The following is a 24,530-nucleotide window of genomic DNA, read 5'->3' as shown; positions in this document are numbered from 1 at the left end:
ATTTTCTGATTAACAAATTCTGTATCTTAGTTAAATGCATATTGAACGCTTTACGCCCGGCGAAATACTAAAGCCTTTTATACGGCAATACGTTTTTATCGAGACTGCAAATGATCTGGTTAATCGTATTTTGCCCGATACATCGCTGGTAATGGCGTTCAGGTACTGTGGCAAGATTAGCGATATTACTGAGGCACATAGCGGTAAGCTCCCCTCCTCTTTAATCACCGGCTTAAAAAAATCGCCCAAGCTAATTAATTATGCACCGGGCACGGGCAATATGTTGGTTTTATTTAAAGCAGCCGGCGCGGCAGCGTTTTTCAAAAATCCGCTTCATGAATTATTTGAGGCCACTCTGTCGCTTGATAACTTTATTGACCTGCGTGAATTATCCTTAACTGAAGAACAACTGGCAGAAGCAGCCAATAATCAGCAACGGGTAATCTTAACCGAACAATTCCTGCTTAAACATATTGAAAGCCACAAACAGGACCAGTTGATCATATCTGCCCTGCAAAAGATCCGCTTATCAAAGGGCATGATCAAAATTAAGGACCTTGCCGATACTCATTATATAAGCCAGGATGCATTTGAAAAACGCTTCAGACGAGTGGTTGGTACTTCGCCAAAGCAGTTTTCCAATATCATTAAGATCAGGTCGATAGTTGATAGTAAACCTAAAAACGGTTCGCTCAGCCAGGTAGCTTTAGAAGCCGGGTACTTTGACCAGCCGCATTTCAACAAGGAATTTAAACTGTTTACAGGGTTAAACCCTACCGATTTCTTCAAAATACCAAGGGCCTGGTAAATCAATGATTTTTTACAAGTATTGGGCGTTGATTGTGCTGAATTTTGGAACAAAACAAGGATTATCATGAAACAGATATTTATAGATCAATTTATTGTTCCCGCAACAGCTCAACAAGAATTTAAAGGACGTATGAAAGTCAACCGCGACTTTATAAAAAAGCTCGACGGATTTATTGAAGACCGTGCCTTTGAGCGCTATGATGACCAAGGCAACCTCATTTGCATTACAACCGCCATTTGGCAAAACGAAGATGTTTTACAAAAAGCTAAAGAGGCAGTTCAGCAGCTATATCAGCAACAGGGCTTTGATATGAAGGCTATGTTGCAAAGGCTAAACGTAAGCATGGAAAGGAACACTTACAGGGAGATTGCCGATTAGAAAGCAGCAACATATAATCGACACATAAAACGTTCTATATTGAATTAAAAGAACAGGCAAATATTACCCGGCCTAATTTTGCCGGGTAAGCCCGTTTTGTAATTTAATTTCTGATAGATTTGTGTTACGATTATAGTTTTATGACAATAACCAACTCCGATTTTAAAATAGATGTAACCTCCGAAATTGGCACACTCCACACATTGCTTATTCATAGTCCGGATAGCGGTTTAGGCAAAGTTGTGCCTTCAAAGGCGCAGGACTGGCTTTTTGAAGATATAATTCACCTGGATACGGTACGCAGGAATGAATATGATTACTACGTAAAGCTGTTGCTCTATTTTCTTGACCCCGACAAAATAAAAGGCAAGCTGAATCAAATTGATGATGAAGCAACCCGCCGTTCATTTTTTAAACCTGATAATCCAGGCTTCCATTCATCAGATAAAGTTATCGAGATCCAAACCCTGCTGGCTGATATTTTACAGCAGCCGGATATCCGCAAAAAACTGGTAGCTGCAGTTTGTGCCGTTGAAAGCTGCAACTATCGCTTGCAGCAGCAACTTACAGACACGGATCCGGTTGAACTGGCTAAGATCTTTATTTCGGGCTCGTTAACAACTGAAGAAATGATCTTTGCCCCTATCCCCAATCTTATTTTTTCGAGGGATTTGGGTATAGCAGTGAATAATCATATGCTGCTCAATAAGCCGGCAAAGAAAGCCCGTTTCCGCGAAACTTTGCTGATGCGTTACATATTTTTCAATCATCCGCTGTTTGAGGCTTACCGCGATAATATTTTGGAGATTCCTGAAACCGCGCAGCATTTTTTACGCCCGGGCGAAGATGCTGAAGGCCGCACAACTTTAGAAGGCGGCGATGTGATGATGGTTAGTCCCGATCATTTAGTGATTGGCTGCAGCGAGCGGACATCTGTCAGCGGGGCTAATGAAGCTATCAGGCTGCTGTTTGAACATGATGTAGTGAAGAAGGTAACCATCGTAAAAATCCCGAACAAGCGTGATTATATGCATATCGATACTGTATTCACACAGGTAAAACGCGATACCTGGGTGTTACTTCGCTCGCTTGCGGTGGCCGAAGCCCCTATTGAAGAACGTGAGCCGATATCATGGTTTGCCGATAAAAAACAAAAAGAACGGGCGGAAATTGTACAGTTTGAAAAAGATGAAAAACCAAGGCTATTTGGTTGTATTGAGGACCTGCTTTCCGACATCAGCGAGAACGACCTCAAAAGCGGTGTAAAAACAAAATTTATTTACTCGGGCAACAACACCTTTCCCTTTGATGCCCGTGAACAATGGACAGACTCCTGCAATCTGCTTGCACTAAAAGAAGGCGTTGTTGTTGGATACGATCGGAATGATAAAACTGTAGAGGCTTTTAAAGAAGGTGGCTTTAATGTGATCCGGGTGGCCGAATTGCTTCAAAAATTTGAGAATAATGAACTTGACCCGCAAAGTTTAACCGATACGCTGATATTAATGCCGTCGGCCGAACTTTCCCGTGCCCGCGGTGGTTTCCATTGCATGAGCATGCCGGTATTCAGGGACACTGTAATTTAATTTATCATTGAGTCATCTGGTCGTTAAGTCATTGCTTTGCATGATTTATTAAAAAATGACTCAGTGGCCCAATGAAATAATGACAAAACCATGAGTCAATCAACATCACATATATTAATGATCCGCCCGGTTAATTTCGGGTTTAACGAAGAAACCGCTGCAAGCAATGCTTTCCAAAACCCTGACGCCGAAAAAAATGGCGTACAGGAAAGAGCCTTGAGTGAGTTTAACAGTATGGTTAACATTTTGCGCCATAATGGTGTAGATGTTAGCGTTGTAGATGACACCCCACAGCCCTATACGCCCGATTCAATATTTCCTAACAACTGGGTATCTTTTCACAACGATGGCGGCGTTTTCCTTTACCCCATGCAGGCCGAAAACCGCCGGCTTGAGCGCAGGGAAGATATTATAACTGACCTGGAAGATAAATTTAAAGTAGCCCATGTAATTGACCTGAGCCGTTTTGAGCACGAGCACCGCTTTCTGGAAGGCACCGGCAGCATGGTGCTTGACAGGGACAATAAAATAGCTTACGCCTGCCTCTCGCCCCGTACAGATAAAGAGGTGCTTAACTATTTCTGTGAACAAGCTGGTTATCAACCGATCAGTTTTGAGGCCGTTGATGAAAAAGGGAAAGCCATTTACCATACCAATGTACTGATGTGCATTGGAACTGAATTTGCAGTAATCTGTTTGGATAGCATCCCCAACCCACATGAAAGGATAACTGTTATAGATTCATTGAAATCCTCGCACAAAGAAATTATTGAAATCACTTTTGAGCAGATGAACCAGTTTGCCGGTAATATGCTTGAAGTGAAAAACAAAGCGGGCGAAACGTTGATCGTGATGTCGCAAAACGCTTTCAGCGCTTTGAGTGAAGCACAGCGTTCCGCTTTACAACAGTATGGAAAGCTGGTTTATGCCGATATCAATACCATTGAAACTAATGGCGGCGGCAGTGCAAGGTGTATGATGGCTGAGGTGCATTTACCGGCTATTTAAATTCATCTGTTAACAGCGTACAACGCTATCAGATACTTGAAGAGGAAAACAATCACAGCTATAACTGCGAGTAATAACAATTGCTTCACTAAATATTTAGGCATGGCTAAATCATGATTAAGATATAAAGAGGACAATTTAATTATTACAATGCAATTTATAGCCTCTGCACATTTTTCACAAAAATTGTGTCTTTATTGTATAACAGCAACTTACGACAATAGCTTATCTTTAAACATACGTTATTAATTATGATTTTTTTACTAACGAATAAGCCCCTTTATTAGGGGCTTGTTCGTCAAGTATCCACTTGAACAGCTATTCAAGTTTATTCGGTAATGAAATAGAGGTAAGCCTGTTTTTGCTTCATTTTTGAGCGTACGCGTTTAAAACTATCTTCAATATCTTTACGCTCGTCTTTTTCAGTCACTTCCATAAAGGCTTCCTGGTAATAACCTAAGGATTTATTCCAGTCCTTTTGTTTTTCATAAAACAAGCCAAGCAGCTCAAAGGTGCGGGCCTTGTTCACTCCCGGTGTGGTTAAAGCCTGGGCCGAAATGGTTGAAACCAGCTTATCCATTCCCAGGAATACTACCAGGTCAAGATAATGGGTGTAATTATCCGGAAACGATGGCTCCAGCTCCATACAGGTTTTAAAATGATAACCTGCGGTTTGGTAATCCTGGATCTTGTAATAGTAGATCATCCCCAACTGGTAATGCGCCCTTGCAAAAAAGGGCTCATCCGTAATGATCTGGTTTAATATATTTAAGCCCTTAGGTGTTTCTCCGAACGATAGTTCATCAACAGCCTGGAGGTACTTTTCTTCTATTGAATAATAATTGTCCATATAAAATTTCAAATTCAATTAAGCTTACGTTTAAGTAATGCTTAATGTTAAACTAATGTGGTAAATGTAGGATCGGTTTGGGTGCTTCGAAACCGCTATACCGGAGTTGAGAAGAGAATTATCGATGCAAAACCCTTCTGCTGCGGCACCATGGGCCACATTACTATTGAGCAGAATGATTTATTAAACAACATCGGTTTGTACTTTATATGTGCAAACCTACAATTATTGGATGAGAAAAGCAAGAAATGAAATTACTGCACAACGTCAAAAGCACTGTGTATGAGGTTTATTGCCGTTACATGACGTAACGGCGCCAAATAAAAATAGCAGCCTTAATTAAGCTGCTATTGCATTTTGTTTAACTGCCTCAATAAGGAAGTTATTTTTTAATTCCTTTTCAGATATCATTACGCTGAAATCATCAAACTTAACGCCATGTTCAAGCGGGTAAAGTACATAGCCGCGTTTAAGGGCATCATATGCGCCAAGTTCAAATATTTCGTCGTGCTTTTTGCCTTTTATTTTCGCACCGCTTACTAACTGGTAAGCGTCGGATATGGTTTCAAAATTATTGTTTTTCATAGTACAGGTAGCTATACAATTACTTTGCCAATTTTTATGCAAACCAGCCGAACAGGTCATTTTGTTTTAAAGAAGCTTTGTCCGTACCCGATAAGTCGTTAATAATCATCCCCTCGCCCATTTGTATTATTCTTGTGCCATAATTAAAAGCATCCTTCAAATTATGCGTAATGAATACCGCCGTTAAATTAAATTCGCGGATCAGTGTATCAGCTGTCCGCATTACCACGTCGGCCGAGCGTGGGTCGAGGGCGGCGGTAGGTTCGTCCAGCAATAAAACTTTACAACTATCCATCACACTCATCAGCAGGGTAAGCGCCTGCCGCTGCCCGCCCGATAAAGTACCCATCGGCTGGTCTATCTTATCCTGCAAACCCATGCCAAGGCCGGCTACTTTTTCCTGAACCTGTTTTTTAAAAGTGTCATTTACCCCAACGGATAAACCTTTTCTTTTTGTGCGGATAGATGCCAGCCGGAAATTATCTAATATGCTCAAATCGGGCGCAGTGCCACTCAATGGGTTTTGAAATACCCTTGCAATCCACCGGCTGCGTTTGTAATCAGGCATGTTGGTTACATCGTTTCCGTCGATACTTATAGTGCCATTATCGGGCGATACGCTGCCGGCAATTAAATTAAGCAAGGTGGTCTTGCCTGAGCCATTCGAACCAACTATCACCAAAAACTCACCGTCTTTGATCTCCAGTGTAATGCCATTAACCGCGTTTACCTGGTTGGCTTTACCTTTATTAAATGTTTTATGTACGTCGGTTATCGTTATCATGATGATCTTAATAAGGATAAACGAGGCAGGCTTACAATTACCAGCACAAAACCGGCGGTAACTATTTTAAGTAATTTAGGGTCCACACCAACTGAGAGTGTAAACGCCAAAACCAGCTGAAATATCACTGCCCCTGCTAATACCAATACCAAACTTAACCATACCGAGGTAAGCTTAAACCAATTAATTAATGTTTCTGCAATGATCACCGATCCTAACCCTACTATCACAATCCCAATACCCATGCTGATATCTGCAAAACCCTGGAACTGGGCTACCAGGTAACCGCTCAAAGCCGTGAGCGCATTGGCAAGTGCCAGCCCGGTAATTTTCATCCTGTCAGTATTTACGCCTAATGAACGGATCATGGATTCACTGTTACCTGTAGCCCGCATGGCTATGCCAAAATCGGTTTTGAGCAGATGGCCGATCAGAAAAGTGATCACGATAACAAAAATGGCAAGGATCCAGAATGTATTTTGATTAGGGTCGCTCACAACACTTACTATAGTAAATAACGACGGCAAATTGATAAGCGGTAAATTTGAGCGGCCTAAAATAGTAAGGTTAACCGAGTAAAGCGCCGTCATGACCAGGATGCCGGCCAGCAGTGCATTGATCTTTAATTTGGTATGAATAATACCGGTAAGCGCCCCCGCTGCTGCGCCTGCCAAAATCACAGCAGGTAAAATAACATAGGCAGGCTGATGATTGGTCAGCAATACTGCCGTAACCACGCCACCCAGTGTATAACTTCCATCGGTTGTGATATCCGGAATATTGAAGATTTTCATGGATATATAAATCCCCAGCGCTATGGCCGAAAAGCATAGGCCCTGCAGTAAAGCGGTAAGGTAAAAATCCATTTATTTTACAGGCTCAAAATTTGGCGGAATGGTAATATTGTATTTTTTAGCAGCAGCCGGGTTATATACCCTCTTTCTGACCTTTACCATTTCGGGATGCAGGCCATCGGTTTTATGAGTTTTAAGAAATTGGGCTGCCTGCTCGCCGGCTTGGTACCCCCATTGATAAATATCAGCCCCAAAAGCAGCGACGGCTCCACGCTGTACCAAACCTGCTTCGCTTGTAAAAATCGGGATGTTTTTTTGATTACAATTTTTAAGGATAGTTTCAAAAGATGCAAAAACGGTATTGTCCGGATTGGCAAAAAAGGCGTCGATGTTTTTACTTAGCAGCGACTGCGTAACCAACTGCGCATCGGCAGATGTATTTAACGGAAGCGCAACAATATCAACGTTTAGCCCCGCGGCCAATGTTTTAATACGGCTTAAAGCATCTGCCGATTGCGGCTCCGACTGATTATAGATCATCCCGATAACCAGTTTTGCGCCTTTAGGCTTAAGTAGTTTGGGAATAATGCTAAACGAAGTATCGATATAATTTAGCTCTTCTACCGCGCCGAAAAGGTTGGCGGGCGCTTTCCCGTTGGCATCAGTTACCTTCATGCGTTCGGCAGTTGGGGATACCATGGCAAAAACGGGGATATATTTTGTTTTTTGAAGCGCTGTTACTGTTGATAACGTTGTACATGTTGCCAGCAGGTTTACACTATCAGTAACAAAGTGGTTAACGATTTGCGTAAGCGTTGGGATATCGCCCTGGGCATTGCTGTATTCAATCTGAACGGTTTTCTTATCTTCGCTGAAACCATTTTTGTTCAAGGCATCAGTAAAACCTTTGCGGGCCTGGGATATGGTGGCATCTTCAAAAGCGTCAACAAAACCAACTACAGGCACCTGCATTGATTTGGTTTTGGGTTTACAGGATACAAAAAAAACAAGTAATATAGTTACCGGCAGATATTTGATAAACTTCATTTTACTAAATTAACTTTTTAGCCGTAAAGCTGAAAGTACAATGGCAAAAGCCGAAAATTGTTTTACAATAGGATTATCATTATACGAAAGCTTAAAGCGGAACGCACAAAGCCAAGCCGGCAAGCCGATTGTGAAAGTCGGTTAATTATATATAATAATTTACTGCATTACCTTTCCCGGCAATTGGCTTAACAACTAATCAAACCTAATGCGATTAAAACACAATAAGTTTAAAGCAGCTCTTTAAGCCCGGCAAAATTACTGATAGTTGCTACCATGCCATCAGGCACAACGCCAAAGCCATAATTTGCAAAAATAAAAGGTACACCGGCTTGTTTGGCCGCATTGTAATCGCCCATGGTATCACCTACGTAAACCGGAGCTTTCAATTGGTGGTCGTTTACTACATCTTTGATATTATCGGCCTTAGGGTTTCCTTTTGTGCCAAAACACTGATGCCCAAGAAAATGGCCATGCAATTGGTTCAGATCCAAAAACAGTTCGATATAACCGTTTTGGCAATTGCTTACAATATAAAGCTTATAGTTTGCGGCAAGATATTTAAGCGTTTCTTCTAACCCGGGGTACAGCTCCCCTCCTTTGGTATGTAATATTTCCAGCTCACTTACAGCACAAAGCGATTGTACTTCTTTACGTTGCTCAATATTTAGTTCCGGGAATAATTTATCAAAAATGGCATCGTAGGTCATTCCGGTGATGGAACGCACACGTTCCTGCGTCATTTCCTCTTTAATATAATCAACCTTGCTTATAGCTGCCTGCCAAGCAAGAGCTACGTTTGCAGTGCTATCCCAAAGGGTACCATCAAGATCAAAAATTATGCTGTCGTATTTATTTTTAAGCGAATCATTCATATCGCCGGCAAAAGTAAAGGTTTTTTATTCCTGCCGGCTATCAGATTGATGTTAATTTAGGAAGTAAAGAAATATGGGGTTATTGAGTTGTAAGTACCCTTATCATATTATTAAAAGTATCAGCCACATAAACCTTCCCTATTCCTACAGACAGGCCATAAGGAACTGAGAAACTTGCCTTAGAACCCTCTCCATCGGCCAATCCCGAAAAACCAGTACCCGCAACTGTGGTAACCTGTCCAAAAGTATCAACAGCCCTGATAAAATGGGCTGAATCCCCTACATAAATGTTACCCTGGTTATCGGCGGTTATACTTACAGGTGCGTTAAAAGTAGCAGTATTACCAGCACCATCTGCCGAGCCTTTGATTCCGTTACCGGCCAATGTCGAAACAACGCCATCAGAAGTAATCTTCCTAATCATGTTATTGCCCAAATCTGTTACGTAGAAGTTACCCGACAAACCAATTACAATACCTGTAACCTGTGAAAAACTTGCTGCAGTTCCTGTTCCATTTGCTGAGCCACTTACACCCGAACCTGCAAACGTAGTCACAACACCGGCCGGAGTTATTTTACGGATCTTATAAACATCGGCAACAAATAAATTTCCACTTCCATCTACCGCTATTCCGGTTGGCGCACTGAAGCCTGCAGCTGTGCCTGCACCATCAACCCCGTTCGCCCCTCCCCCCGCCAATGTAGTAACAGCACCTGCCGAAGTTATTTTCCTGATCACTTTACCTGTACTTTCGGCTACATATAAGTTACCGTTCCCATCCAGTGTTATATCCTGAGGATTGTTAAAACTGGCAGCGGTACCAATACCGTCAGTGTCTCCCTGCGCACCACTCCCGGCAAAAGTAGTAACTACACCAGCCGGGGTTATTTTACGGATCAGGTTATTGCCAGCATCAGCTACATAGATATTGCCTGCTGCATCTGTGATCATACCGCTGGGCCTGTTAAAAGACGCTGTCGTTCCGGTGCCATCAGCTTTGCCCGGATTTATATTGCCTGCAAATGTGCTTACTACAACCTTTAGCGCCTGGGGAGCGTTATCATTATTTTTTTTTGAGCATGCGGAAACAGCAAATAAAACTATTAGGCATGATATGGTCACTTAAAAAAGGCTAATTGAGTTTTTTTCATAATGTAGTTTAGATCGATGACCCCTTAATTGGTTTTATTGTAGATAAATGCAGTGAGCCAAATTAATTAAAATCAGGAAAAGCTAACCTGATTAAACACTAATATCACAACTGAAAATTTATTCATCTTTTAAACAAGCTTACGAATATAAACTGCTGTTTGTAACAGTGTAAAAAGTTTAATTTTTTTTATCGATCTTATAACGTTATATCAAATTTTCTTTCTACATTTAACTATTCATCTGTATCTATTAAAAAATGCGTAAAACTACGTACGCAAAACGGTGAAATCCCTGATTATTTTTTATAAAGCGTTGGTTATTTTTGGAGCATAATATGTTTCTGAACATCCGGAGGCATCTTTTAAAAACTTATACCTTGCTTATGAAATTATTCTACCATTTTCTTGTTTTGGTTGCGGCGTCTCTCATTTTGGTAGCTTGTGCCAATATGTTTTCCTCAACACCCGAAAAAAAAATCGATAAACCTGCGCAACGCAGCGGCATCTACTTAGGCAAAGATTCATTGTATAATTCAGAAATAAACACCCGGCTCACATTCTCGGATTCTTATTACTATGATGTTTTAAACCGGTATACAATCGGCAACCACCAGGCCTGGCACAAAATCAATAACAATTTATTTATTGCTGCAAATTACCTGGGCCTTAATCCAATCGAAAAATAATTTAGTTTAATAGTTAGTTAATTAGTTAGGAACAGTTGTAAACAGTCGCCGCAGAACGCTCCGACTGTTTTTTTATGATCAGAATTTGGGAAATGAACCCAGGCCAAAAAATATCGCGAATAAAGGGATAGCCAGCAAAAAGTATGCTTTTGCCAATTGCCTGTCATCGGCATTCCCAACTACAAATACATTATATAGATCGGCTTTCAGTGATTTAAGTTTCGCTTTCATGATAATAGATTTTAAGTAATTATAAACAGCTTAATTTCAAATACTTATTTAATTTATATAAATTAAGCTTGTTATTATTATGACTGTATCTGCAGGTTTTGGTTTAAATGAAAATGCCCTTAATTTTTCAATCAAGGGCATCTGTATGTATTTCAATCAATTAAATTATTCCGGTTTATCCTCGCTCATCTCCGGATGATAGTGCAAACCCGGTGTAAGCCAGTGCAAAAGCATCACTCTTGAATACCTGAAATTAAACGGCGCTAAAATTACCGCTACCCCTAAAATAATGGTTACATACAACCAGGGGTTACTGCTACCTGTTAAAACGCTGATAGCAACTGCCAGTGTAACCATCTCGGCAACGTTAAGCGCATAACTGGCAAACATTGCTACATAAAAATAACCGGGTTCACGCTCATACACCAGGCCGCAGTGTGAACAGGTTTTATACATTTCCTGTCCTTTAAATTCATACATACCGGTGATAAATAAGTCTCCTCTCCTGCAACGCGGACATTTAGCGTTTACAAAAGCAGACCAGGCGGATAATTTATATTTAGGGGTTTCCATAACGTTATGATTTATTGTTTAAGGTTTTTTTTCTGAACTCTTCGGGGGTAATGCCCTCAATTTTTTTAAAGAACTTGGTAAAATAGGAGTTATCGCTAAAATTTAGGTTAAAAGCTATTTCACTTATATTAAGTCGCGGATTAGTTAATAGCCTTTTTGCTTCAAGCAAAGTACGGTTACGGATCACCTCTCCTGCCGACAGGCCAAGCACATCTTTACATACCGCATTTAAATGATTGGGGGTGATATAAAGCAGTTCTGCATAATCTTTAGGAAGCTTTACATCGATATAATGCTGTTCAATCAGCTTCTGAAAGTTACGGATCAGTGTTTGATTATAGCCCTGTTTGCCAAAGCTATCTCCTTTGCCCTGGCAACGATTTATCAGAATGAAAAGCTGAAGCATAAGCACCCTTACCATATCGCTACCCAAAACTGCAGGCTTTTCAACTTCAGATACAATCCTTTCAAAAAGGGCAATGATTTCGGGTAACTGGTTGGCAGGTAAGTCAACTACTTCATCCTTTGGATTGCCGTTCAAAAAGTTAAAATTGTCAAAGTAGCCTGAGCGTAATAAAAACGACTGGATAAACGAGCTTGAGAAATTGATAATATAACCGTCAGTAAAACCTTCAAAAGCCCATGAATGCACCTGCCCGGGAATCATAAAGTAAATCTGCCCCGGCCTTACCTCAAAGCTTTCAAAGTCAATGGTATGTAATCCTCCGCCATCAGTAAACAATACCAGGTGGTAAAACGAGTGGCGGTGCGGGAAGAAAAGGTTTTTATGAGCATCCAGATAAGACGCAAACCTGCTGATCAGGATGTCATCCTGTTTAATATCATCGGCAAGTGTGCAAATATCAATTGTTGGAATGCTTTGTAACATGACACAAAACTACACACAATAGCTTTGCCCTTAATGGTACTATTTTTATTTTGTATGGTACTAATCAACGATTGACAATTTTTTGATAAATCACGTCCATTTTTGGATGATATCTTCCAGCCGTTCAAAAGTAAAAGGTTTACTTACAAAATCTTTCATACCGGCCTGGGTGCATTCACGCTCATTTTCGCTAAGCACGTTGGCTGTCATGGCAATAATAGGCGGAGCGCCTTTACCATGCTTTGTTAATATATGGCGGGTAGCCTGTAAACCATCCATTTCGGGCATTTGAATGTCCATAAATATCAGATCGTAGTTACACTGCTCAACCATATTTACCGCGGCCAGTCCATTTTCGGCAATGTCAATATTATAACCAACCTTTTTAAAAATCTTACTGGCTATTAACTGGTTCATTTTATTATCCTCGGCCAATAAAATGCGTAAAGGCCGGTACTGAAAAGCTTCCTTTTCATCCGGTTGCATCTCCGGTTCAATAATACCATAGGTAACATGTAAAGGCAAGGTAAAGCTAAACAATGAGCCCTGGGCTTCCTTACTTTCTACCCAGATTCTGCCGTGCATCATCTCCACAAGTTTTTTGCAAATGGATAAGCCCAGCCCCGTACCGCCATATTTGCGCAAAGCGGTAGTATTTACCTGTGAAAATGGTTTAAATAACTGTGCTAATGCCTCTTCACTTATGCCAATCCCGTCATCTTTGATGCTAAAGGTTATGTCCTGGACGTTATTCCTGATCTCAGATGCTGTGACGCGTAAACTTACCGAACCTTCGTCGGTAAACTTAATGGCATTTCCGATCAAATTAACCAGGATTTGCTGAAGCCTGCCCTCATCTGCTACTACATAGTTTGCTACATTAGCATCAACATCATAAGTTAAGCTTAGGGGTTTGTGAAGAGATGTAATGGCCGGTTCGGTAATCTCAATAACTGTTTTTATACAGTTACGCAAATGCGTTGAAACCGGGTGAAGGACCAGTTTATCTGCTTCGATTTTTGAAATATCAAGAATATCACTGATGATGTTAATCAATAAATTACTGCTCGATTGTAAAGTTTGAAGCAGTTCCTGTTGCTCGGGCTGTAAATTGGTGCGGGATAGCAATTGAGCGGTACCGATGATACCATTAAGTGGTGTGCGAATTTCGTGGCTCATATTGGCCAGAAAATTCGATTTGGCAAACGTGGCCGCCTCAGCCTGGTCACGTGAGGCCGAAAGTTCAATTTGAGAAGCTTGTAACTCTTCACTCTTATGAATCAGGTCGCGCTTATCGGTTTCGTGGCTTTTTTTAATAAAACCTACCAGTAGCCCAACAGTCAATATGTTTACTACAGCCGAAGTGATGAGGTCAGATTCTTTTGATGCCGTGCTATCATAAGGCTGTACTAAACCAGGAAAATGTTTTTCAATAAAGTAGCATCCTAAAAATATAGCTATCAGCGCGCCAATAAAAATATAATGATATCGTTTTTTTACAAGCAGGGTTATAAGTACAATAAAAAAGACTCCCGAAAGCGTTGTTGATCCGGAGATACCGCCATTGTAAAACCAGCCCGGAATAATTGCAAACAGCCCGAAGCAAATGTAAATGACGGTTGCATCCTCCTTATACTTAACAAACCTGCTCCTGTAAAAAGCCCAGCCCGACATCAGGATTACAAAAAGCTCGACAAGCTCAAGCTTATAACTTAAGCCCAAAAACAAATTGCAGATTAGCGAAAAAACGCTGCTGGCACAAATGAATAATGAGAGCGCATTAAACAGCTTATTCTCCAGCGACAAATCAGGCATCCCGTAGCCAATAATCCGCTTCAGTTTTTCCATTTAAAATAAAAAATTAATTAGAGAGAACTCTTTATACTCAAAAACAGGGAGTTCGGTTTAGTAAATAAACTATTTTTCAGGAAATATTTAAAACTTTAGTGTTTAAAAAAGTAAAAAACAGGATATTATTGTTTAATAATTAAAATTAAAAATCAATGTAATTATTAAGTAATCCAAAGTCAGTGATTGGAATGTTAATCAGGCAACTAAAAACAAACAGCGCAGCTTTCATTTAAAAAGCGCGCTGTTATATATAGTGAAATATAAATTAATATTTAATAAACACTGGCGATATTCAGCATTTCAATAGCTTCATTATCTAATTTCAAAGCGGCTGATTCAAAAAGATCAGTAAGTTGCTCCAAACTGGTGGCACTAACAATGGGTGCTGTAATACCAGGCCTTGCAATTAACCAGGCCAGTGCAATTGCCGACTGACTGGTTTGATACTGCCCGGCAAGGTCGTCCAGGACTTTTAATATTCTGTAGCCTCTTGGGTTAAGATATTTTTTGACCATACCGGCGCGGCTGCTTCCCTTCAGGTCGGCTTCGGAACGGTATTTGCCGCTTAAAAAACCGCTGGCCAATGAAAAATAACTGATCACCCCAAGGTTTTGCTCTTTAATGAAAGGCTCGTAAGTAGTTTCATATTTTTCCCTGTCGAACAGGTTATATTCGGGCTGAAGTGTTTGATAAGCTACCAAGCCTTTTTCAATACTCGTTTTGAGCGACTCATGCAACCGTTCGACAGACATATTGGAAGTTCCTATAGCCCTCACCTTACCGTCCTGCATAAGTTGATCATAAGCACGCAGGGTTTCTTCAACCGGGGTTGAGGGGTCATCGTAATGGGTTTGATACAAATCAATGTAATCGGTTTGCAAGCGCTTTAATGAAGCCTCGGCCGATTTAATAATGTAATCCTTTTTAAGCCCTTTGCTGCCCGAATCCATTTCGGCGCCTACTTTAGTGGCTATAACTACTTTATCGCGTTTGCCGCTTTGCCTAAGCCAGTTACCAATTTCGGTTTCCGACTCGCCGCCTTTATTGCCCTCGACCCAGCGCGAGTAAACATCAGCAGTATCGATAGTATTAAACCCGGCATCTACAAATGCATCCAATAAAAGGGCTGTATCTTTACCTTTAACAGTCCACCCAAACACATTGCCGCCAAAAACCAATGGCGCTGTTGATATGCCGGATGCTCCTAATTCACGATTTTTCATAATAATTTATTTAGGGTATTACAGGGATAAAGCGGTGTTAAGCGTATTTGTTTGACAGTATAATGAAATAAAGGCTCAACCTGCGATGATGTTACAAAACGCACAAAACTTAACAAATTAGAGATTGAGAAGACATATCCTCAACCAAAACTAAGTACATTTGCGCTTTGTTAACTTAATATAATGGCTAAAGTTTCTATCAACCTGGCAACAGGCTCATTACAAAAAGAAGAGATCATTGTAGGCATCGATCTGGGTACCACTAACTCGCTGGTAGCATTCATCAACCCTGATAAAAACCCGCAGGTAATTAATGATGCAGGCAAAGGTGTATTGGTGCCCTCTGTAGTTCATTTTGGTGATGCAGGCGATGTGCTGGTTGGTAATGAGGCAAAAGAGTTCCTGATAACCGATCCACAAAATACAATATTTTCGGTTAAACGCTTGCTTGGCCGCAGTTACCACGATATTGAAAACTACAAAGACTTTTTTAGCTATAAAGTAATTGACGACGATACCGAAAGCCTGGTAAAGATCAAAGTAGGCGATAAATTTTACACCCCTATCGAGCTATCGGCCCAGATATTGAAAGAGCTTAAGGCCCGTGCCGAGCATGCCCTTAAAACCCCGGTTAACCGTGCTGTGATCACTGTTCCGGCATATTTTAATGATTCGCAGCGCCAGGCCACCCGTGATGCCGGTAAACTTGCAGGGCTTGATGTGTTGCGGATAGTTAACGAACCTACCGCGGCAAGTTTGGCTTATGGGATAGGCCTAAACCCCGAAGAAACTAAAACTATAGCAGTTTATGACCTTGGCGGCGGCACGTTTGATGTATCCATACTGCAAATTCAAAACGGCATTTTTGAAGTACTATCTACCAATGGCGATACATTTTTAGGCGGCGACGATTTCGACCGTATTATTGTTGATTACTGGATTGAGAAAAACCAGCTTAATAAAGCCGAAGTGCTTGCCAATACCGAACTGGCCCAGCAACTGCGCCTAAAGGCCGAAGAAGCCAAAAAAGCCTTCGCACACCAAAGCCTGGTTAATGATAAAATCGGCGAGATCTGGTGTACACTTGACCGCACTACTTTTGAAGAACTGATATTACCAAAAGTACAGCAAACTATCACCAGTTGCCAAAACGCGCTCAAGGATGCTAAACTAACTATCGATCAGATTGATGAAGTGGTTATGGTTGGCGGCTCAACCCGTACGGCATTGGTTAAACGTATGGTTGCTGAGTTTTTTGGTCGCCCGGTGCATGATGATGTGAACCCTGATGAAGTAGTTGCTTTAGGCGCCGCTATACAGGCCGATATTTTAGCAGGCAACCGTAAAGATATTTTACTATTAGATGTTACCCCCCTGTCCTTAGGTATTGAAACCATGGGCGGCCTGATGGATGTTATTATTCCCCGTAATTCCAAGGTGCCAACCAAGGGAGGCAGGCAATATACGACATCAATAGACGGACAGGTAAACATGAAAATTGCCGTTTACCAGGGCGAGCGCGACCTGATCAAAGAAAACCGTAAACTGGCCGAATTTGATTTAAAAGGCATCCCTTCCATGCCTGCAGGTTTCCCTAAAGTTGATATTAACTTTTTATTGAATGCCGACGGCATCCTAACCATACAGGCCATCGAACTACGTTCGGGCGTAAAGCAGGAGGTTGAAGTAAAACCAACCTATGGCATTACCGACGAACAGGTGGAACAAATGCTGATGGACAGCATTACCCACGCTAAAGACGACGTAAGCCAGCGTATGCTCATTGAGGCACGCACCGAAGGAGAGCAAATGGTATATACCGTTGAACGCTTCCTTCAAAAAAATGCCGACTACGTTTCCGTTACCGAAATTGCTGATACCACCAAACTTGTTCAGAAACTGAAAGAGGCCCTCACCAGCGGCGATAAAGACCTGATTTTAAAAACGATTGATGAGGTTAACGAGTTCACTCGTCCGTTTGCCGAACGCTTGATGGATCAGGCAATAAGTACGGCTATGAAGGGCAAGAGTATAGAATAGGCACAGATATTGCTCATTAAGTCAAAAATCTTAAAATTTGAAAAGGACAATTTCTGCTTTAGCCCTGTTTATTTTTATTGCCGTTGCTAATACGGCCTGTTCTACAACCCGCAAACATTTCCGCGATACTTCGGCAAGGTCATCCATGCTGGATACTTTAAAGTACGATTCGCTGATGAAAAAACTGGCCAACGGCGATAAAAGTGGTCGCTGGCCGGTAAAAACCAAAGAATATCCGCTTCCCGGAGCTATTTTACCATTTAACCGCATTGTAGCGTTTTATGGTAACCTCTATTCAAAAAACATGGGCGTGCTGGGCCAATACCCACGCAAAACCATGTTCAATAAATTAAAGGAAGAGGTAAAGAACTGGGAAAAGGCTGATACAGCTACTAACGTGGTACCGGCCTTACATTATATCTGCGTAACGGCCCAGGCCGATGCCGGTCGTAATGGCTTGCATAACCTGCGGATGCCCTTTAGCCAGATTGATACCGTGATCAGTTGGGCAAAAAGTATCAACGCGCTTGTGTTTTTAGATATCCAGGTTGGCTTCAGCACAGTACAAACCGAATTGCCTTTATTAGAGAAATACATGAAGATGCCAAACGTTCATTTAGGTATCGACCCGGAATTTTCTATGAAAGAAGGCAGTGTGCCCGGCAAACGTATAGGCACCTTTGACGCCGATGATATTAACTACGTAACCGGCTACCTGGCCAAATTGGCAAAAAAGAATGACCTCCCACCTAAAATATTTGTTGTACACCGCTTTACCAAACGCATGGTAACCAACTATAAGGATATTAAATTACGTCCCGAAGTACAGGTAGTGATGGATATGGATGGCTGGGGCGGCCCGGAACTAAAAAAAGGCACTTACAAATATTTTATTTCAGAAGAGCCTGTACAGTTCACCGGCTTTAAACTTTTTTATAAAAACGACTTAAAGAACGAACCACACAGGATGCTTACGCCTAAGGAAGTGTTAAGTCTGAAGCCTGCCCCTATTTATATTCAGTACCAGTAGTGATGAACTATAAGACTTACGAAGCTTTAAAAGCTTCGTAAGTTGTAAGTTATTCAGTATTGGTAAAAGTTAACATTTTGGTTAAACTGGTTTCATATATTTAACCCATCTAAGCTTTATATATGAAACTTTTATTAAAGTATGTTTCTCTTTTTTCCTTTGTTATTTTAGGAAAATGTGCCTCTGCTCAAAACGGATTGCCCGCTGTTAACAATACATTTAACAAGCAAAACATGGACTCACAAATGGATCGACAGACGCCTCTCGCTATGTGGGACTTTCGGAGTGATCACAACAACAGTACCAACAACCCAGAGTATACTTTTTTGGTAACCATGCTTAACGGTTCTAAAAAAGAAGTAAAATCCAGAATTTATGTAGATGCTTATATCCATAAAAGTTACCTGGTGTTCATTGATCAGTCTTTATCCAAAGCAGATACAAATCGAGAACAAACAATCTATCCCGAACAGACAATCGAAATAGCGCGCAATATCGCATCCTCATCAACTAAAAAATCAGCCGGGGTTTCTTCGGCGCCTATCTATTATGCGGGCATCGCTAAAGATAGCTGCTGGATGTTTAAATTTATAAGCGGCCCAATTAATGCATACTCGCTTTTAAGTGACCCCGAAGGGAAAATGTTCAATCCAAAATCCATCGTTGCTATACAGCTCAACAACGGGCCAATTGTTCAATATAACGAAGAAAATCTACGGGTTATGGTTGGTGACGATCTTGACGCTATTGAAAGCATCCAATGGAAAAATTATCTTCAAGCCATAAAAAGGTATAACCGGAATAGTGGAAAAATCAACAAAAAATAATAGTGCTGTAGTATTAACACAACTATAAAAAGAAAGTCCCCGGTTTCCCGGGGATTTTCTTTTTAACTTATTTTCCTAATGCTTCCTGCTCTTTCAGGGCGGCTATATTATTGCTATTGCTAAAGTTTTCAGTCTGATTAGCAAAATCCTCAAGGATAGCTGCAATAGTATCCAGGTTTTCGGATACGCGCTGGTGCATATCGGGCAGGTCCTTTTCAAGGCGTTTATCACCAAGTTCGATATTATCAACTTCTATTTTAGTTAACTTAGCAATAATAGCTTGCTGGCTGTTTTTCAAGTCTTCCAGTTCATGGACAATTTTTTCCATCAGTCCAAATTTCTTTAACTTATCCATAATGTGTGGTTTTAAGTGTCACTTTACATTTTAACCACACCAATAAAAAATTGTTTCAGATTTGGAATTAACACCTATAACTAATAATTTAGTTTAACTAAATATTTAGTTATGAAAAACCTATTTATAACCCTAATCCTTATCCTATCAGTATCGCAATTATGCGCTCAGCAAGCCGCTAATGATTCGCTCCTGCTTGATTATTATCAAAATCAGCGTTTTGCCGACGCAGCAGATTACCTCAAAAAAATATATCCCGAGCCTGTTACCGACATAAAAGTATTGGCTAAACTGGCCTACACCTCCAAAATGGCCTCCCGCCTGCCCGATGCTGAAAACTATTATCAACGTATTTACGCTACTGATACCACCAGCCTCACCAACCTGTATAACATGAGTGAGATCATTAAAAGGCGCGGCAATAATAAAAAAGCGATCGTGTATGTAAAGAAGATCCTGTTGAAAGATACCACCAACTTTGATGTGTATAAGCAACTGGCAAACCTGTCGCAAAATTTAGGCGATATAGAGGGGAGCATTGTATATCTGCAAAAAGCTAATAAGATCAATCCGCTTAACCCTGATGTGGCCTATGACCTGTCGTCCTTCTTCATCAACCTTAAACTATATGGCAATGCTGAAAATATTATCGACAAAGCACTTGTTGCCGATACTGCCAATTTGCTGCTCCTGAAAGGCAAAGCCCAGGCCTCGTACGCGTTAAAAAGATACCCGGAAACTATCGCCATAACAAAAAAACTGCTTGACGCGGGCGAGCAGGCCGGCAGCATTGTATCCATGCTGGCCACTTCTTATTACATGACCGGCAGCTATCCTGATTGTATTAAAACTTTCAAAACACTGGAGGACGGCAATACCGGCACCGAAGCGTCATATTATTATACAGCCATGAGCTACAAAGCCCTGCACAATAACTCAAAAGCGATAACTTACCTGGATAAGGCCATTGAAGAGGCCATATCTACAGGGGTGAGCTCCTATTACAGCGAAAAAGGTGATTCATACGACAGGCTGCACCAGCTTAGAAATGCAGTTCAAGCTTACCAGAAAAGCTTGCTTTATAAACCGGACCCTATTACCTATTATGCCCTTGCAACCCTGTATGATACCGAACTGAAGAATAAGGCAACAGCTATTAAGTACTATAAAAAGTACCTGGCAAGCAAGCCAAAAGAGTCACAAAAAACTTATATCGCTTACTCCAAACAGCGCATTAAATCATTAGGGATTTAGCGTTGCATTAAGCGGGCAACGTATTTGCCTATGATATCAAACTCGAGGTTAACCTGGCTGCCAACTTGCACATTGTGCAGGTTGGTATGCTCAAATGTATACGGAATAATAGCTACAGAAAAACTATTGGCATGCGAATTAACCACGGTTAGGCTGATACCATTTACACAGATAGATCCTTTTTCTACGGTTACATTGCCGCTTGCTGCATCATATTCAAAGGTATATTCCCAACTGCCGTCAAGTTCTTTAAATGCGGTACAAACAGCCACCTGGTCAACATGGCCCTGAACAATGTGGCCATCGAGCCGGGCATTCATTTGCATGCAGCGTTCCAGGTTTACCGGGTCGCCAACTTTGAGCTGGGAAAGATTGGTTTTATTTAAGGTTTCCTCAATCGCGGTTACCACGTGCAAACCATCGGCTAAAGCTACCACGGTAAGGCATACACCATTGTGCGCTACCGATTGATCGATTTTAAGCTCGTGCGATATAGCCGACTCGACTGTAATATTAAGGTTGCCTTTTTCCTGCTGCAGATCGGTGATCTTCCCTAAAGTTTCTATAATTCCTGTAAACATATGCTTCCCGGCCCGTTGAAAGGGGCTATTTTGATTGGTTCAAAGCTAAAATATTTTGCACTATGGTTTGTCAGCAGTAAATGAAATTATTTGAAACTTGAGAACAGGTCTTTACGCTTATTACGAAGATCTTTGCCACCCTCCAGCACCGATTTCAGGTTGGCCAGATAAAATGTCCAGCCAAGTTGGCATTGCACATAAAGGTTTTTTTCGGGGTCGGCTTCTTCGGGGATGTTTTCCTGCACCAGTTCAACAATAACAACGCCCAGTTTAGCAGTGATAGATACACTCACTATACTGCCGCCTGTAAAAGTAAATTTTATAAAATCGGCGCCGTTGGCTTCCAGCACCTGTCCGTTTTCGGAAATGGTATCATCAAACCCATGCCAATGCCAGGTATAAGTATCCTCTTTTTTTATAAACTCCTGCGGTTCGCGCTGGCGGCCTGCTATGGCAAAAAAATCAGCCTTACGCAAAAACCAGGTTTCCAGGCCTTCGGGAGTAGCCCAGGCTTCATACATACTGCGTACGTCCGTATCAACATCAGCAGTTACTTTAAATTTGCTCCATCTGTTGTCTGCCATAATAATTGTATATCGGTTTGGGGCGTTTGTATCAAAAATAACAATTATAATTAAGCCTTTCATTAACTTGCCTTTAAATCTTAAACATGCCAAAGCAAAGCGCAGGGATCTTATTATACCGTAAAGCAGCTCATGGTTTGCAGGTATTTCTTGTACATCCGGGCGGGCCGTTCTTTAAAAACAAGGATGAAGGCTCGTGGTCGGTACCCAAAGGTGAATATCTTCCCGATGAAGATCCCCTCAAGGCAGCAAAGCGTGAATTTCAGGAAGAAACCGGGCATGAAATAACCGGGGATTTTATAGCGTTGAACGTTATAAAACAAAAGGGGGGTAAAACAGTACTGGCCTGGGCTGTTGAAGGCAGTATTGATACGGGAAATATCAAAAGCAATACCTTTGAAATAGAATGGCCGCCACGCTCAGGAAAAAAACAAACTTTTGATGAAATTGATCGTGCCGAATGGTTTGATATAGCAACAGCAAAAATAAAGATCAACCCTGCTCAGGCAGCTTTGATAGATGAACTGGCCGCGATCAACAATCATTAAATCTGCTTCCTGTTCCTGATCCAGTTGCTTGGATTAGCCCACTCTGCCGGGGCTGCAATTGAAACCTTTTTTTTGCTCAAGAGCTGTTCCATTACCATTGCTGCTACTATAGCTTCATCCTCGCGACTTTCCAGCAGCACCTCGGGCGAAAAATATTTTTTCACAAAATGGGTATCAAAATTACCAGAAGTAAAAGCTTCGTGCTGCATTACAAAACGGCCAAAACCGAGGGTTGTAGTAATACCGGTGATTTGATACTCATCTATAGCCCTTATCATCCGCTCAATAGCTTCAGCGCGGGTATCCGCAAAGGTTATCAGCTTGGCTATCATGGGGTCATAATAGATGGGAATCTCCATGCCTTGCTCAAACCCATCGTCAACCCGTACGCCGGGCCCTTTGGGCGTTATATAAGTTTGCAGTGTACCAATATCTGGCAGGAAATTATTGGCCGGATCTTCGGCATAAACACGCAGTTCAATGGCATGACCCTGAATCTTCAGATCTTCCTGTTTAAAACTGATAGCCCCGCCCCTTGCAATTTTAATTTGCTCCTTTACAAGGTCAATACCGGTTATCAGTTCCGTAACAGGGTGCTCAACCTGTAAACGGGTATTCATTTCCAGGAAATAAAAATTCAACCCTTCATCCATGATAAACTCAACCGTACCCGCTCCTGTATAATTTACAGACCGGGCTACATCAACCGCACAACGCCCCATCTTTTCCCTGATTTCAGGCGTTAATATTGCCGATGGAGCCTCTTCAACTACTTTTTGATGGCGGCGCTGTACCGAGCAGTCACGCTCAAACAGGTGCACGATATTACCATGCGTATCGCCAAGTACCTGGATCTCGATGTGTTTAGGGGATGATACATAGCGCTCAATGAAAACAGAGCCGTCGCCAAAGGCTGAGGTAGCTTCAGATACCGCTAACTGCATCTGCTCTTCAAAGTCTGCCGGGCTTTCAACAATGCGCATCCCTTTACCCCCGCCCCCCGCAGCCGCTTTGATCAATATTGGAAAACCTACCTCAATAGCCCGTTTTTCAGCTTCGTTAACATCAGTAATGGCTTCCTCCGTTCCGGGCACCATCGGTATATTATACCTGAGTGCCGCAGCTTTGGCCGATAACTTGTTACCCATTACTTCCATGGCCTCGGGAGAAGGGCCAATAAGAATAAGTCCCGAATCCTTAACCAGCCTGGCAAAACCGGCATTTTCGCTCAAAAACCCATATCCCGGGTGGATACCTTCGGCCCCGGTTTGCTTACATGCAGCTATGATCTTTTCTCCAATAAGATAGGATTGACTGGATGGAGCTTCCCCGATATTTACAGCCTCATCGGCATAGCGCACGTGCAGGGCATCCCGATCTGCATGTGAGTAAACCGCCACGGTTTTAATACCCATTTCGCGCGCCGAGCGCATAATTCGTAAAGCTATTTCACCACGGTTGGCAACCAGTATTTTCTGCATAAAACAAATGTAATTGATTTACACAAAAAGATACTATATACCCAATGCTTATAAAACGATTGAAATATTATTTAGGAGCCCACCTGTAGGTTTTACGGGAGCACTTATAACAGATATATTTTTTAAAGGGTAAACCCAACAATAAAAATTTGGCAAGGCTGCTCCGTTTGATACGGCTCAACCGGCTTTTGCAATTCCGGCAAAATAAATCGCTGGAATTTGTTGAGATATTAGCTTGATCCTGTGGCTTAATCCGAAACTCAGCAGTCATTTATTAATTATGATAATATTAAAGGTTACAATAATCAGTCCGCGGTTTCATAAATCAACTTTGCAAAGTTGATCATAAATCAACCAGCAATTCCTAAATAAAACCAACGAATCTTTATCGTGTATAAAGATCGTTACCAAGCATGAATTTTTTATGAACGCAGTTTGAAGCTATCTGTCAAAAAGGATAAATATTCAACTGTTAAATACATAAACCTTAACCTAATTTTTACTTGC

The 24,530-nt window shown here is 41.5% G+C and carries 26 protein-coding genes; 10 read left to right on the top strand and 16 right to left on the bottom strand.

What is annotated here, in order from left to right; translation table 11 throughout:
* Window positions 1-34 precede the first annotated feature (34 nt).
* From ACEN82_RS08160 to ctlX, 4 genes are all read left to right on the top strand, one after another.
* Window positions 35-808 carry a helix-turn-helix domain-containing protein gene (locus ACEN82_RS08160; protein WP_413319093.1) on the top strand — a complete coding sequence of 258 codons (774 nt, stop codon included), beginning with the start codon at window positions 35-37 and terminating at the stop codon, window positions 806-808.
* A gap of 66 nt (window positions 809-874) precedes the next feature.
* On the top strand, window positions 875-1,189 hold the full coding sequence (locus ACEN82_RS08155; RefSeq protein ID WP_146750301.1) for an antibiotic biosynthesis monooxygenase: 315 nt from the start codon (window positions 875-877) through the stop codon (window positions 1,187-1,189).
* Between the two features lie 140 nt (window positions 1,190-1,329).
* Window positions 1,330-2,775, top strand: a complete 1,446-nt coding sequence (locus ACEN82_RS08150) for an arginine deiminase family protein (protein ID WP_413319095.1) — start codon at window positions 1,330-1,332, stop codon at window positions 2,773-2,775.
* A gap of 90 nt (window positions 2,776-2,865) precedes the next feature.
* Window positions 2,866-3,783, top strand: coding sequence for a citrulline utilization hydrolase CtlX (ctlX, locus tag ACEN82_RS08145; RefSeq protein ID WP_413319097.1), 918 nt, complete (start codon window positions 2,866-2,868; stop codon window positions 3,781-3,783).
* A gap of 328 nt (window positions 3,784-4,111) precedes the next feature.
* On the opposite strand, the gene ACEN82_RS08140 is transcribed toward ctlX, so the two are convergent.
* From ACEN82_RS08140 to ACEN82_RS08110, 7 genes are all read right to left on the bottom strand, one after another.
* On the bottom strand, window positions 4,112-4,633 hold the full coding sequence (locus ACEN82_RS08140; RefSeq protein ID WP_090527040.1) for a tetratricopeptide repeat protein: 522 nt from the start codon (window positions 4,631-4,633) through the stop codon (window positions 4,112-4,114).
* 339 nt (window positions 4,634-4,972) lie between these two features.
* Entirely contained in the window at window positions 4,973-5,218 is a 246-nt protein-coding gene (locus ACEN82_RS08135; RefSeq protein WP_091162656.1) for a hypothetical protein, read from the bottom strand.
* 34 nt (window positions 5,219-5,252) lie between these two features.
* Window positions 5,253-6,002, bottom strand: coding sequence for an ABC transporter ATP-binding protein (locus ACEN82_RS08130; RefSeq protein WP_413319100.1), 750 nt, complete (start codon window positions 6,000-6,002; stop codon window positions 5,253-5,255).
* Complete coding sequence (locus ACEN82_RS08125; protein ID WP_413319102.1) at window positions 5,999-6,868, bottom strand: ABC transporter permease; 870 nt, start codon at window positions 6,866-6,868, stop codon at window positions 5,999-6,001. Before ACEN82_RS08125 ends, ACEN82_RS08130 begins: the two co-directional genes overlap by 4 nt.
* Window positions 6,869-7,843, bottom strand: a complete 975-nt coding sequence (locus ACEN82_RS08120) for an ABC transporter substrate-binding protein (protein WP_413319104.1) — start codon at window positions 7,841-7,843, stop codon at window positions 6,869-6,871.
* A gap of 230 nt (window positions 7,844-8,073) precedes the next feature.
* Window positions 8,074-8,718, bottom strand: a complete 645-nt coding sequence (locus ACEN82_RS08115) for an HAD family hydrolase (protein ID WP_176627468.1) — start codon at window positions 8,716-8,718, stop codon at window positions 8,074-8,076.
* A gap of 79 nt (window positions 8,719-8,797) precedes the next feature.
* Window positions 8,798-9,841, bottom strand: coding sequence for an NHL repeat-containing protein (locus ACEN82_RS08110; RefSeq protein WP_413319106.1), 1,044 nt, complete (start codon window positions 9,839-9,841; stop codon window positions 8,798-8,800).
* Window positions 9,842-10,253: 412 nt separating this feature from the next.
* On the opposite strand from ACEN82_RS08110, the gene ACEN82_RS08105 reads away from it, so the two are divergent.
* Window positions 10,254-10,556 (top strand): hypothetical protein, encoded by a 303-nt coding sequence (locus tag ACEN82_RS08105; protein ID WP_139159968.1) that lies wholly within the window; start codon window positions 10,254-10,256, stop codon window positions 10,554-10,556.
* A gap of 78 nt (window positions 10,557-10,634) precedes the next feature.
* On the opposite strand, the gene ACEN82_RS08100 is transcribed toward ACEN82_RS08105, so the two are convergent.
* From ACEN82_RS08100 to ACEN82_RS08080, 5 genes are all read right to left on the bottom strand, one after another.
* Window positions 10,635-10,787 (bottom strand): hypothetical protein, encoded by a 153-nt coding sequence (locus ACEN82_RS08100; protein WP_167516102.1) that lies wholly within the window; start codon window positions 10,785-10,787, stop codon window positions 10,635-10,637.
* A 165-nt stretch (window positions 10,788-10,952) separates the two neighbouring features.
* The gene (locus ACEN82_RS08095; RefSeq protein ID WP_090527025.1) at window positions 10,953-11,360 is read right to left on the bottom strand and encodes a DUF983 domain-containing protein; all 408 of its coding nucleotides are present in this window, start codon (window positions 11,358-11,360) and stop codon (window positions 10,953-10,955) included.
* Window positions 11,361-11,364: 4 nt separating this feature from the next.
* Window positions 11,365-12,249, bottom strand: a complete 885-nt coding sequence (locus ACEN82_RS08090; protein WP_413319111.1) for a helix-turn-helix domain-containing protein — start codon at window positions 12,247-12,249, stop codon at window positions 11,365-11,367.
* A 90-nt stretch (window positions 12,250-12,339) separates the two neighbouring features.
* On the bottom strand, window positions 12,340-14,097 hold the full coding sequence (locus tag ACEN82_RS08085) for an ATP-binding protein (protein ID WP_413319113.1): 1,758 nt from the start codon (window positions 14,095-14,097) through the stop codon (window positions 12,340-12,342).
* Between the two features lie 275 nt (window positions 14,098-14,372).
* Window positions 14,373-15,323, bottom strand: coding sequence for an aldo/keto reductase (locus tag ACEN82_RS08080; protein WP_413319115.1), 951 nt, complete (start codon window positions 15,321-15,323; stop codon window positions 14,373-14,375).
* Window positions 15,324-15,506: 183 nt separating this feature from the next.
* Here ACEN82_RS08080 and hscA point away from each other — a divergent pair, with 183 nt between their 5' ends.
* The 3 genes from hscA to ACEN82_RS08065 all read left to right on the top strand — a co-directional run bounded on the left by hscA (window position 15,507) and on the right by ACEN82_RS08065 (window position 19,220).
* Complete coding sequence (hscA, locus tag ACEN82_RS08075; RefSeq protein ID WP_413319117.1) at window positions 15,507-17,363, top strand: Fe-S protein assembly chaperone HscA; 1,857 nt, start codon at window positions 15,507-15,509, stop codon at window positions 17,361-17,363.
* 37 nt (window positions 17,364-17,400) lie between these two features.
* A complete protein-coding gene (locus ACEN82_RS08070) occupies window positions 17,401-18,393 on the top strand; it encodes a hypothetical protein (RefSeq protein WP_413319119.1) in 993 nt (330 codons plus the stop codon).
* Between the two features lie 122 nt (window positions 18,394-18,515).
* Window positions 18,516-19,220 (top strand): hypothetical protein, encoded by a 705-nt coding sequence (locus ACEN82_RS08065; RefSeq protein WP_413319121.1) that lies wholly within the window; start codon window positions 18,516-18,518, stop codon window positions 19,218-19,220.
* A gap of 67 nt (window positions 19,221-19,287) precedes the next feature.
* Here the strand turns inward: ACEN82_RS08065 and ACEN82_RS08060 are convergent, their stop codons facing one another.
* Complete coding sequence (locus ACEN82_RS08060) at window positions 19,288-19,575, bottom strand: hypothetical protein (RefSeq protein ID WP_090527010.1); 288 nt, start codon at window positions 19,573-19,575, stop codon at window positions 19,288-19,290.
* A 111-nt stretch (window positions 19,576-19,686) separates the two neighbouring features.
* On the opposite strand from ACEN82_RS08060, the gene ACEN82_RS08055 reads away from it, so the two are divergent.
* Window positions 19,687-20,829: a tetratricopeptide repeat protein gene (locus tag ACEN82_RS08055; RefSeq protein ID WP_413319123.1), complete on the top strand. Its 1,143-nt coding sequence runs from the start codon at window positions 19,687-19,689 to the stop codon at window positions 20,827-20,829.
* Here the strand turns inward: ACEN82_RS08055 and ACEN82_RS08050 are convergent.
* Complete coding sequence (locus tag ACEN82_RS08050) at window positions 20,826-21,410, bottom strand: riboflavin synthase (protein ID WP_176627476.1); 585 nt, start codon at window positions 21,408-21,410, stop codon at window positions 20,826-20,828. The two genes, ACEN82_RS08055 and ACEN82_RS08050, sit on opposite strands and share 4 nt — an antisense overlap.
* Before the next feature lie 86 nt (window positions 21,411-21,496).
* Window positions 21,497-21,994 carry an SRPBCC family protein gene (locus tag ACEN82_RS08045; protein ID WP_175489979.1) on the bottom strand — a complete coding sequence of 166 codons (498 nt, stop codon included), beginning with the start codon at window positions 21,992-21,994 and terminating at the stop codon, window positions 21,497-21,499.
* 86 nt (window positions 21,995-22,080) lie between these two features.
* Between ACEN82_RS08045 and ACEN82_RS08040 the strand changes: the two genes are divergently transcribed.
* Complete coding sequence (locus tag ACEN82_RS08040; RefSeq protein ID WP_413319126.1) at window positions 22,081-22,542, top strand: NUDIX hydrolase; 462 nt, start codon at window positions 22,081-22,083, stop codon at window positions 22,540-22,542.
* Here the strand turns inward: ACEN82_RS08040 and accC are convergent.
* Window positions 22,539-24,023, bottom strand: coding sequence for an acetyl-CoA carboxylase biotin carboxylase subunit (gene accC, locus ACEN82_RS08035; RefSeq protein WP_413319128.1), 1,485 nt, complete (start codon window positions 24,021-24,023; stop codon window positions 22,539-22,541). The genes ACEN82_RS08040 and accC overlap by 4 nt on opposite strands.
* Between the last annotated feature and the right edge of the window lie 507 nt (window positions 24,024-24,530).

Source organism: Mucilaginibacter sp. Mucisp73 (genome assembly GCF_059491465.1).
The sequence above is the reverse complement of the archived record's forward strand: the minus strand, read 5'-3'. Positions and strand labels throughout refer to the sequence as shown.